Source organism: Halorubrum sp. SD626R (assembly GCF_001261915.1).
In the GTDB taxonomy this organism is placed as follows: Archaea; Halobacteriota; Halobacteria; order Halobacteriales; family Haloferacaceae; genus Halorubrum.
Genome location: NZ_CVRT01000013.1, coordinates 1 through 10,088, shown reverse-complemented (window position 1 = coordinate 10,088; position 10,088 = coordinate 1). Strand labels below are relative to the sequence as shown.

Sequence of the window (10,088 nt, the reverse complement as noted above, 5' to 3'; positions counted from 1 at the left end):
TTCGAGTGGGCGCTCGCGACCGACGACTGCGGCGACTGCACCTTCTACGAGGAGGCGGACGGACAGGGGGCCTGCACCGTCCACGACGCCCGGCCGCTCATCTGTCGGACCTACCCGTTCAGCGTCGCCTTGGACGGGACGAGCCAGCCGATGGGCGAGGCGGTCGACGAGGCCGGGATCGTCCGCGCCCACGAGTGCGAGGGGCTCGGCCGGGAGATTTCCCGCGAGGACGCCGAGGCGCTCGCCGCGTCGCTGAAGGAGCGCGCGGTGCGTGAACTGGAGGAGGCGATCGGCGTCCGCGACAACTACGAGCCGACGGCGAGCGAGCGCGCCGACGGCGACGTCGTCGTCTTCGACTCGGAGGGGCCGAAGGAGGCCGACGGGACGCCGGTGGACGGGGACTGAGAGGAGCCCGCCCTCACACCGCGTCCAGCGCCGCGTCGACGTCGGCGGCGATCGCCTCGCGGGCCGCCTCGTCCGGGAGCGTGAGCGGCGGGCGAACGCGGGGGTCCGGGACGAACCCGCGGTGCGCGGCCGCGACCTTCGTCGCGGGCGCGAACCCGTGGTCGCCGCACCGCTCGAAGAGGGGGGCGATCGCCCGGCGGTGAAGCGTCAGCGCGCGGTCGTCGTCGCCGGCGCGGAGCGCCTCGCCGAGGGCGACGAAGACCTCGGGGATCACCTGGGAGAGGGCGTTGACCCCGCCGTCGACGCCGAGCGACGCGCTCGGGTACAGCAGGGCGTCGACGCCTTGGACGACGGTGAACGCCTCTGGCGTCCGGTCGACCGCGACGTCGACCGCCGAGACGTCGCCGGTGGTGTCCTTCAGCCCGACCACCGCCTCGCGCTCGGCCACCGCGGCGAGGACGTCCGGATCGATCGGCTCGCCGACCGCCGACGGGATGTCGTAGAGGATCACCGGTAGGGGTGCGTCGTCGGCGACCGCGTCGAAGAAGGCCCGCTGGCCCGCCGGCGACGTCGAGTTGTGGTAGTACGGGAGCGTGATCAGCCCCGCGTCCGCGCCGGCCGCGTCCACGGCCTGGAGGTGGTCGAGGGTACCCGAGACGGTCGTGTCCGCGGCGCCCGCGATCACCGGGACGCGACCGTCGGCCGCCTCGACCGTCGTCTCGACGACCGTCCGACGCTCCGCGTCGGTGAGGCTGGCGAACTCGCCGGTGGTGCCGCAGGGGACCATCCCGTCGAGCCCGGCGTCGACGAGCGTCTCGACGTGGCTCGCGAGCGCGTCGGCGTCGACGTCGCCGTCGGCGTCGAAGGGGGTCACGATCGGGGACGAGACGGCGCCGTAGCGGAAGTCGATATCGCTCATGGCTCCGGGTTCGACCGGGCGGGAGAAAGGCGTTGCCCAACGACGGCGGTACAACTATACTGGTCCGTCGCTACGTATCGATGGAGTCTACTATGGAGATCTCAGAGAAGCTCCTCTGTCTGTTCAGCGCCGATGTCCGCGAGGTCGACGGCGAGTACGTCGTCGACGTCCCGCGCCGCGAGATCGAGGCCGGGTCGCTGGAGCCCGGCGAGACGTATCGGGTCGCGCTCGTCTCCCGCTCTGGGGCCGAGGCCGACGACGAGACCGACGAGGGCGCCGACGTCTCGGCGTCCCGCGCCGACGACGGGCCGCAGCCCCCGGTCGAGCCGGGCGAGATGCGGTACGTCGAGATCGAGGACCTCGGCAAGCAGGGCGACGGGATCGCCCGCGTCGAGCGGGGCTACGTGATCATCGTCCCCGACACGGAGGTCGGCGAGCGCGTGAAGATCGAGGTGACGGAGGTCAAGTCCAACTTCGCGGTCGGCGAGGTCGTCGAGGAATCGCCCTGAGGTCGGGCGGGATCGAGGACCGAGATCGACGGCGAGGGGACGCGGGTCGCGGCGGGCGAACGCCGCCGTCGACGAGGGTCCGCGATCCGTGCCCGCCGCGGCGCCTCGTGCGAATCGTCGTGGCTTCTATGTGCGAGCCGCGCGTACGCGATCGCATGGAGCCGACGAGCGTCGCCGACGAGCGGACCCACCGACGACCATGCCGCACATGAGCGTTCGACTGCCGGTCGCGGACGCCCCCGCGTCGCTCGGGGACCGCCGCGTCGGCCTCTCCGCGTCGGTGCTCTCGGACCTCGGCGCCGAGCCCGGCGGGACCGTGCGCGTCCGCGGCGGTCGGGCCACCGTTGCGGTCGCGGCGCGCGTCGACGACGACCCCGGCGGGGCCTGCCTCCCCGAGCCTATCCGCCGGAACGCGGACGCCGACCTCGGCGACACGGTCACGGTCGAGCCGGCCGACGCCGGTCCGGCCGCGACGGTCACCCTCCGGCTCGACGAGTCGATGGACCTCACCCGCGCGGCGGCGGCCCTGCGGCGGCGCCTGGAGGGGACGGCCGTCTCCGTCGGCGACGAGGTGACGGCGACGCTGCTCGGCGGCGCGCTGACGCTGACGTTCGTCGTCGAGGACGTGGCGCCGTCCTCGCCCGGGGTCGTCGGCGAGGAGACCGAGATCGACGTGACGACCGACGAGGGGACGGCGGCGGTCGTCGACGACCCCGACCTCCCCGACGCTGACAACGTCGTCCCCGCGGCGACGTTCCGGGAGCTCCGCGAGGCGGCCGCGACCCGGCTCGACGGGCGCGAGTCGTTCGCGGCGGCCGGCCGCCCGACGACGCTCGGGATCCTGATTGAGGGGCCGCGCGGGGCCGGGAAGACGACGCTCGTCGAGTCGGTCGCGGCCGCGGTCGACGCGACCCTCGTCAGGGCCTCGGCCGCGCGGCTGCGCGGCGAGGGCGCGGGCGACCGCGACCGGCGGCTCGACCGCGTCGTGGAGGCCGCGAGCGTGGCCGACCGGGCGGTGGTCCTCCTCGACGACCTGGAGGTCCTCGGCGACGACGGCGCCGCCGCGACGCTCGGCGACCGCCTCCGCGAGACGCTCGACGAGCTGCGGGCCGGAGACGGGACGGTCGTCGTCGGCGTGACCACGGACGCCGAGCGCGTCCCCGAGTCGCTGCGGCGCGGCGGGCGCTTCGACCGCGAGGTCGAGCTCGCCCCGCTGAGCGTCGCGGACAGGGAGGCGGCGCTCAAGAGCGTCGCCCGCGACGTCCCGCTCGCGATGGACGTCGACTTCGCGGCGACGGCGACCCGGATCAACGGCTTCGTCCTCGCCGACGTCGCGGTGCTCGTCGACGCCGCGCTGGAGCGGGCCGTGCGGCGGGAGGGACGCACCGCGGTCCGGCAGGCCGACCTCGACGCCGCGATGGAGTCGGTCGATCCCGGCGGGCTCAGGGACGTCGCAGTCGACGTCCCGTCGGTCTCGTGGGACGAGGTCGGCGGGCTGGAGGCCGCGAAACGCGAGATCGTCCGCGCGGTGTACTGGCCGCTGGAGTACGCCGACCGCTTCGAGCGCGCCGGCATCGAGCCGCCGTCCGGCGTGCTGCTGCACGGCCCGCCCGGCACCGGGAAGACGCTGCTCGCGCGGGCCGCCGCCAGCCTCAGCGACGCGAACTTCATCTCGGTGAACGGGCCGGAGCTCTTGAACCGGTACGTCGGGGCGAGCGAGCGGGCGGTGCGCGACCTGTTCGCGACCGCGCGGGAGAACGCGCCGGCGGTCGTCTTCTTCGACGAGGTCGACGCCATCTCGCCGAAGCGCCGGGGCGACGACACCGGCGCGGGCGAACGCGTCGTCTCCCAGCTGCTGACGGAGCTCGACGGGCTCGAACCCCTGACGGACGTCGTCGTCGTCGCGGCGACGAACCGCCCCGACTCGATCGACGAGGCGCTCCTGCGGCCGGGCCGGATCGAGAAGGCCGTCGAGACTCCCCTGCCAGACGAGGCGGCCCGCCGGGAGATCCTCGCGATCCACACCCGGAACACGCCGACGACCGCCGCGGTCGACCTCGACGCGCTGGCGGCGCGGACCGCGGGCTACAGCGGCGGCGACCTCGCCGCCTTGGTCCGCGAGGCCGCCATGCTCGCCATCGAGGAGACGATCGTCGACGAGGGCGGCGGCGCCGACGGCCCGAGGGAGGCGATCGCGGTCGACGCCGACCACTTCGAGCGCGCCCTCGCCGAGACCGCGCCCTCGGTCGACGAGCCCGGCGATCGGGCGGCGACGCCCCCGGACTGAGCCGGGAGTGGACGGCGGCGTTGCGGGACTGAGAGAGGCGTAGACGACGCCGCTCCGAAACTCGGCTACCCGCGCTCCTCGTGGAGGTTGAGAATGAAGTAGATGATCCCGAGCACGGTGACGAGCTCGACCGCTGAGACCATCCAGAACGCGGTTTCGAAGCTGATACCCTGACGTTCCAGCGTCGGCAGCGCGAACAGCGCGACGGCGGCGGCGGCGAAACAGACGACGATGCCGGCGACCGACGTGAGGTTCAGTACGGCGACGGTTTCGGTTGGTTCGTTGGACATGTATCGTGTATGAGTGTGAAAAATGAAACCGCGATTCGACGGTCGACGCGAGGGGTCGGGAACGCCTAGTCGGCGGCCGACGCCTCTCCGGCGGACGGTTCCGGCGCCTCAGCGTCTCCCATGATGGCGCGGCTGCGCAGGAGGATGAACCCGAAGCCGACCTTCGCGGTCACGTCGAGCACCATGAACAGCATGGTCTCGACGCCGAGACCGACGACGCCGGCGCCCTCGGTCCCGACGATCCACAGGATCGGGTAGGCCGTCCAGAGGATCAGGACCAACGCGGTCAGCGTGTTGAACGTGCTCGCGACCTCGGGGCCGCGCTCCTTCGCCGCACTACGGAGGCTCGTGGCGAGGAAGTACAGCACGACGATCATCGCGATGGTGCTGAACAGCCACCAGGTGTACCGCGCGAGCATGGTCTTCGACAGGGCACCGATGAGACCGGTGACGATCATCAGCGCGTCGACGCCGATGAGCGTGCCGATGCTGACCCGGTCGACCTTCGCGAGCAGCGCGAGGTCGAGTAGGAGCAGCGGCGTGGTGAACAGCCAGTCGGCGTACCGCGCGTAGTAGATGTCGAGCGTACCGCGGCCGACGACTTCGACCTCGGTCAGCCCGACGCCGAAGAACATCGACAGGTACGCCGCCGTCGCGATACCCGGAACGAGGATCGTGATCGCGTAGTACTCGCGAGCGTCCTTATCGGTGACCCCCCAGCCCTTGACGATGAAGTAGAAGGTCCCGATAAGCATGAATAGCGTCCCGATACCCAGCCACAGCGTTTCGGGCCGACCGTCCCCGAGGACGTCGAACCCTGCCTGTAGTACTGTCGGATCCATACGCACCTCTACGTATGTGGTATAGTCTATTCAACTTCGACACAGCATAGTAAGGTATGCCTTCGCGCTCCGTCGCGACGACTCGCCGGCTCCCGGCCCGCGTCGGATCCGGAGACGGCGTTCGAGACGCGGGATCGGCGCCCGATCCGCCGGTACGGCGCGGATCTCGGGCCGATCGCTCGTCAGGTGGGGCCGGTGCCTTACTGGTGACCCGAAAGTAAACCATCCTGGCGTTCGTAGTGCCCGTATGGCGAACGAGGAGACCGAGACGGAGACCGAAACGACCGACGAGACCGAGGAAACGACGGAGCGCGAGACCGAGGCGGAGGCGGCGGCGCTCGACATGGAGGCGCTCGACACGTACGAGGACCGCGTGGAGGAGCTCTCGTCGGCGCTGGAGGAGCGCGAGGAGACCATCGAGGAGTTGGAGTCCGTGGTCGAAGAGCAGTCCGAACAGATCGAGAAGCTGGAGGGCCGGTTCCTCGACCTCTCGGCCCGCGTCGCGGACGGGCGGAACCTCGGCGTCTGTCCGGAGTGCAACGGGCCGACGGAGAAGAAGGAGCGACTGTTCCGGAGCGACACGATCGAGTGTCGGCGGTGCGGCGAGGTCGTCCACACGTACTGAGACGCGCGGGCGCGCCCGAGCCGGAGGCGCCCGAGGTGCCGGCGGTCGCTCAGCCGTCGCCGTCGGTCGGAACGCGGGCGTCCCAGTAGGAGACGGAGGCGACGTAGTCGCCCGGGACCGTGTCGCCGACGAGCTCGTCGAGGACGCGGAAGGGCCTCGCCACGGGACCGGGGAGCTCGCGGTAGAAGCCGTACGGCAGGACGAAGTCGTGCTCCTCGCCGGCGAGCGTGAGGTCCGCCGCGCGCAGCATGTCGACGACCTGTCGCTCGGAGTAGAGCCGGGAGCCCATCGGGAGCAGCCAGGTGTACAGCGTCCGGAGGCTGCGGCTGTTGAACGTGTCGAAGAACACCCGGTTCGCGCTGACGCGGCACAGCTCGCGGGCGAACGGGACCGGGTCGTCCATCAGGTGGAAGAATCGCATCGCGACCACCGTGTCGAAGTGGTCGTCCGGGAACGGGAGCCGGGAGGCGTCGCCGCGCACGAACTCCACGGTGTCTGACAGCCCCGCCTCGGCCGCCTTCTCGCGGCCCTGTTCGAGCATCTCCCGGGAGATGTCGAGCCCGACGATGTCGGCGCCCCGATCCGCCAGCATCGTCGTGAACCGACCGGTGCCGCAGGCGACTTCCAGCACGCGGTGGCCCTCCTCGATCGGCCCGAGCGCGGAGAGGACCGCCTCCTTCTCGCGTCGATCGATGAGCTCTCCGCCGCCCGAGAATCGGACGTCCTCGTACTCCTCCGCGACCTCGTCGGCCTGGTACCAGTCCTGTCCCTTCACGTTGTCCGTACTGCACGCCCGACCGACAAAACCGTACTGGATGCGGTCGGGGACAGAGGCGTGATCCGCGGGTCGCGGTCGAGTCGCCTTTCGACGACTCGACCGGGGGGCCGCCCGCTCGTCGGGACGGGCTCAATCGGGACGGGCTCAATCGGGACGGGCTCGGTCGAGTCCCAGCCGATCGACCGAAACGTGATATTAACACATTATATTATCCCAATCGGATTCCCCAATATGTAGCTAACCTTTACCAATAGGCGAGCAATCCGGTAGGACATGAGTACCAGTCCAGCGGAGACCGCCGACCAGGACCGCCTCTCGGAGAGCGAGTACCGCGACCGCTTGCGCGAACTTCCCCCGAGCGCCAAGCTCGTCGCCAAGGTATTGGAGGGCGACTCGCCCCTCTCGCAAGGCGGGCTCGCCGAGGAGTCGCTCCTCCCCGACCGCACCGTCCGCTACGCGCTCAACCGCTTAGAGGAGGAGGGGCTCGTCGACTCCCGCTACAGCTTCAAGGACGCTCGCAAGCAGGTCTACTACCTGACGACGTAACCGGCACCCCAAGCGAAACCGCACGGAGCCCTTTTTAATCCCTCGCCCCGATACCCGGACGTATGGAGCTCTCGGTCGTCGTACCGACCCTCAACGGGCGGGACCGGCTGGCCGCCTGTCTCGACGCCCTGGCGACGCACGCCCCCGACGCCGAGGTGATCGTCGCCAACGGCCCCTCCGCGGACGGGACGACCGGGATGGTGCGCGACCGCGACGACGTCGACGTGCTCGTGGAGGTCTCGGACCGCACGGTCAACGTCGCCCGCAACGCCGGCATCGAGGTCGCGACCGGCGACGCGGTCGCCCTCGTCGACTACGACAACCGGATCGGTGAGGGGTGGCTCGACACGGTCCGGTCCGGGCTCGCCGACGCCGACGCGGTGACGGGACCTGTGACGCCGATCGAGCCGTCCCGCCCGGCCGAAGACGGCGCCGCCGCGAGCGCCGAGAGCGACGCCGACGTGGGCGACGAGGGCGATACCGACGAGGGCGACGGGAGGGCCGAGGGCGACGTCAACGAGAGCGACGCCGCCCCCGAACGCCGGACGATCGCGGGCCGCGACGTCACCTACTTCGCGGGCGGAAACGTCGCCTTCCGGCGGGAGACGCTCCGCGACCTCGACGGCTTCGACGAGTACCTCCGGACCGGCGGCGCGCGCGACGCGGCCCACCGGCTCGCGCGGATGGACCGCGAGGTCGCGTGGCGCGACGGCCTCGCCGTGACCAAGGAGCTGCCGAACCCGGCCGCCGCCGACGGCGGGCGCAGCGCCCGCGAGTGGGGCTGGAAGTACCGGGCGCTCGCGTACCGACTGCTGAAGAACTACGGCGTGCGCCCGACGGTGGCGGCGCGGGTGATTTCACACGCCGCGACGGACGCCGTCGGCGCGGCCGCCGACGTGGTCCGCGGCGAATCGACGCCCTCGCGGTGGGTCGCGACCGGCCGCGACGTGCTCGTCGGGCTCGCCGGCGGGAGCTCGGACGGCCTCGTCGCCCGCGGCCGCGACCGGAGCCCGGCGCGGAACCCGAACGGGCTCTCGAAGCGCGCCGACCGCGCCGTCGCGAAGTACGATCGACGAGAGCGGGAGGAGTGACACCGGCGGCGCGAACCGCCCGCCCGTCCCCGCGTCTTTTAACCGAGGGGGCGGCCTACGCTCCGGCAACGAATGGGACTCACGAAGCGCATCATCCCCTGTATCGACGTCGACCTCGACGACGACGGCGACGCGGCGGTGTACACCGGCGTCAACTTCGAGAACCTGGAGTACACCGGCGACCCGGTCGAGTTGGCGAAGAAGTACAACGCCGCCGGCGCCGACGAGTTCGTCATCGTCGACATCACCGCGAGCGCCGAGGGCCGCGAGACGATGCTCGACGTGGTGAACGCGGTCGCCGACGAGTGTTTCATCCCGCTGACCGTCGGCGGCGGCATCCGCACCAAGGCCGACATCAAGGAGACCCTCCGCGCCGGCGCGGACAAGGTGTCGATCACGACCGGCGCCCTGGAGCGTCCGGAACTGATCGAGGAGGGCGCCGCGGCGTTCGGCAGCCAGTGTATCGTCATCTCGGTCGACGCGCGCCGCCGGTACGACGACGCGGGCGAGCACTTCTACGAGGACGACGGCGAGACGGTGTGGTTCGAGTGCACCAAGAAGGGCGGCCGCGAGGGCACCGGGATCGACGCCGTCTCGTGGGCGAAGGAGGCCGAGGAGCGCGGCGCCGGCGAGCTGTTCGTCAACTCCATCGACATGGACGGGACCAAGGACGGCTACGACATTCCCCTGATGAAAGCGGTGTGCGACGCCGTCTCGACGCCCGTCATCGCCTCTTCGGGCTGCGGGAGCCCCGAGGACATGTACGAGGTGTTCACCGAGGCGAACGCCGACGCGGGGCTCGCCGCCTCCATCTTCCACTTCGGCGACTACTCCATCGAGGAGACGAAGGCGTACCTCGACGAGCGCGGCGTTCCCGTTCGACTGTAGGTGAACGGGAACGTGGTACTCCGAGCGAGTGAGTAGCCGTTACAACCACAGTTGTTTCTAATCGTTCGAAAACCAACAGTTATTATTTGATGCCGAGCGAATCGTGACGTATGTCCACGTCATCGACGCGTGTCCGTGCCGAGCGCCCGGCGCTCGTCTGCAAGCGGACCGACGGCGGCTCGGCCGACGGGGAGGTGACGTTCTTCGAGCGGGATCGCGACCCGGACGACCGGACGACGCGCTGGATCACGGTACGAGAGTCGGACTGCGTGCCGCGGTCGGAGTGGCGGTAGCACTCGGGACCGGCGTCACGGTCGGGGCGGATAGCGGCGACGAGGGAGCGACCGCGCTTCGTTGATCCGTTCGGCCACCCTTAAGAGCGCCCCGCTCGGATACGTCCCCATGCACCCACGGGATCTCTCCGATCACTCGCCGTACGTGCCCGGCCGGGGCGTCGAGGAGGTGGCCCGCGACCGCGGGCTCGACCCCGACGGCCTGATCAAGCTCTCCTCGAACGAGAACCCGCACGGGCCGAGCCCGGCGGCCGTAGAGGCGATCCGCGAGCACGCAGACCGGGTCCACCAGTATCCCAAGTCCTCGCACACGGACCTGACCGCGAAGATCGCAGAGATGTGGGACGTCACACCGGAACAGGTGTGGGTCTCGCCGGGCGCGGACGGCTCCATCGACTACCTCTCGCGGGCGACGCTGTCGCCCGGCGACGAGGTGCTCGTCCCGAGCCCAGGCTTCGCCTACTACGCGATGTCCGCGCGGTACCACCACGGCGAGGTCGCGGAGTACGAACTGGACCCGGCCGACGGGTTCACACAGGACGCGGAGGACCGTCCTCTCCGCGTACGGCGGCGAGCGGATCGTCTACGTCACCTCGCCGCACAATCCCACGGGCC

General features: G+C 70.9%; 12 protein-coding genes and 1 pseudogene. 9 read left to right on the top strand and 4 right to left on the bottom strand.

Annotated elements, in window-relative coordinates; all coding sequences use genetic code 11:
- On the top strand, window positions 1-405 hold a 405-nt coding region (locus SD626R_RS00620; RefSeq protein ID WP_141651408.1), incomplete at its 5' end, for a YkgJ family cysteine cluster protein.
- Between the two features lie 13 nt (window positions 406-418).
- Here the strand turns inward: SD626R_RS00620 and SD626R_RS00615 are convergent.
- Window positions 419-1,324 (bottom strand): dihydrodipicolinate synthase family protein, encoded by a 906-nt coding sequence (locus SD626R_RS00615; RefSeq protein ID WP_092562067.1) that lies wholly within the window; start codon window positions 1,322-1,324, stop codon window positions 419-421.
- Window positions 1,325-1,416: 92 nt separating this feature from the next.
- On the opposite strand from SD626R_RS00615, the gene SD626R_RS00610 reads away from it, so the two are divergent.
- Together SD626R_RS00610 and SD626R_RS00605 are read left to right on the top strand one after the other, a co-directional pair.
- Complete coding sequence (locus tag SD626R_RS00610; RefSeq protein WP_092562064.1) at window positions 1,417-1,833, top strand: TRAM domain-containing protein; 417 nt, start codon at window positions 1,417-1,419, stop codon at window positions 1,831-1,833.
- A 208-nt stretch (window positions 1,834-2,041) separates the two neighbouring features.
- Window positions 2,042-4,120, top strand: coding sequence for an AAA family ATPase (locus tag SD626R_RS00605; RefSeq protein WP_092562070.1), 2,079 nt, complete (start codon window positions 2,042-2,044; stop codon window positions 4,118-4,120).
- Between the two features lie 65 nt (window positions 4,121-4,185).
- On the opposite strand, the gene SD626R_RS00600 is transcribed toward SD626R_RS00605, so the two are convergent.
- On the bottom strand, window positions 4,186-4,410 hold the full coding sequence (locus SD626R_RS00600) for a hypothetical protein (RefSeq protein ID WP_092562061.1): 225 nt from the start codon (window positions 4,408-4,410) through the stop codon (window positions 4,186-4,188).
- A gap of 65 nt (window positions 4,411-4,475) precedes the next feature.
- Window positions 4,476-5,252 carry a bacteriorhodopsin gene (locus tag SD626R_RS00595; RefSeq protein ID WP_092562058.1) on the bottom strand — a complete coding sequence of 259 codons (777 nt, stop codon included), beginning with the start codon at window positions 5,250-5,252 and terminating at the stop codon, window positions 4,476-4,478.
- A 247-nt stretch (window positions 5,253-5,499) separates the two neighbouring features.
- Here SD626R_RS00595 and SD626R_RS00590 point away from each other — a divergent pair, with 247 nt between their 5' ends.
- Complete coding sequence (locus tag SD626R_RS00590) at window positions 5,500-5,877, top strand: hypothetical protein (RefSeq protein ID WP_092562055.1); 378 nt, start codon at window positions 5,500-5,502, stop codon at window positions 5,875-5,877.
- A 49-nt stretch (window positions 5,878-5,926) separates the two neighbouring features.
- On the opposite strand, the gene SD626R_RS00585 is transcribed toward SD626R_RS00590, so the two are convergent.
- On the bottom strand, window positions 5,927-6,652 hold the full coding sequence (locus tag SD626R_RS00585) for a class I SAM-dependent methyltransferase (protein ID WP_092562052.1): 726 nt from the start codon (window positions 6,650-6,652) through the stop codon (window positions 5,927-5,929).
- 276 nt (window positions 6,653-6,928) lie between these two features.
- Here SD626R_RS00585 and SD626R_RS00580 point away from each other — a divergent pair, with 276 nt between their 5' ends.
- From SD626R_RS00580 to SD626R_RS00560, 5 genes and pseudogenes are all read left to right on the top strand, one after another.
- Window positions 6,929-7,201 carry a helix-turn-helix domain-containing protein gene (locus SD626R_RS00580; RefSeq protein WP_092562049.1) on the top strand — a complete coding sequence of 91 codons (273 nt, stop codon included), beginning with the start codon at window positions 6,929-6,931 and terminating at the stop codon, window positions 7,199-7,201.
- A gap of 62 nt (window positions 7,202-7,263) precedes the next feature.
- Window positions 7,264-8,292, top strand: a complete 1,029-nt coding sequence (locus SD626R_RS00575) for a glycosyltransferase family 2 protein (RefSeq protein ID WP_092562046.1) — start codon at window positions 7,264-7,266, stop codon at window positions 8,290-8,292.
- Between the two features lie 72 nt (window positions 8,293-8,364).
- Window positions 8,365-9,180: an imidazole glycerol phosphate synthase subunit HisF gene (gene hisF, locus SD626R_RS00570; RefSeq protein ID WP_092562043.1), complete on the top strand. Its 816-nt coding sequence runs from the start codon at window positions 8,365-8,367 to the stop codon at window positions 9,178-9,180.
- A 110-nt stretch (window positions 9,181-9,290) separates the two neighbouring features.
- Window positions 9,291-9,473 (top strand): DUF7511 domain-containing protein, encoded by a 183-nt coding sequence (locus SD626R_RS00565; protein WP_092562040.1) that lies wholly within the window; start codon window positions 9,291-9,293, stop codon window positions 9,471-9,473.
- Window positions 9,474-9,582: 109 nt separating this feature from the next.
- A pseudogene (locus SD626R_RS00560) lies at window positions 9,583-10,088 on the top strand (aminotransferase class I/II-fold pyridoxal phosphate-dependent enzyme); the annotation flags it as partial.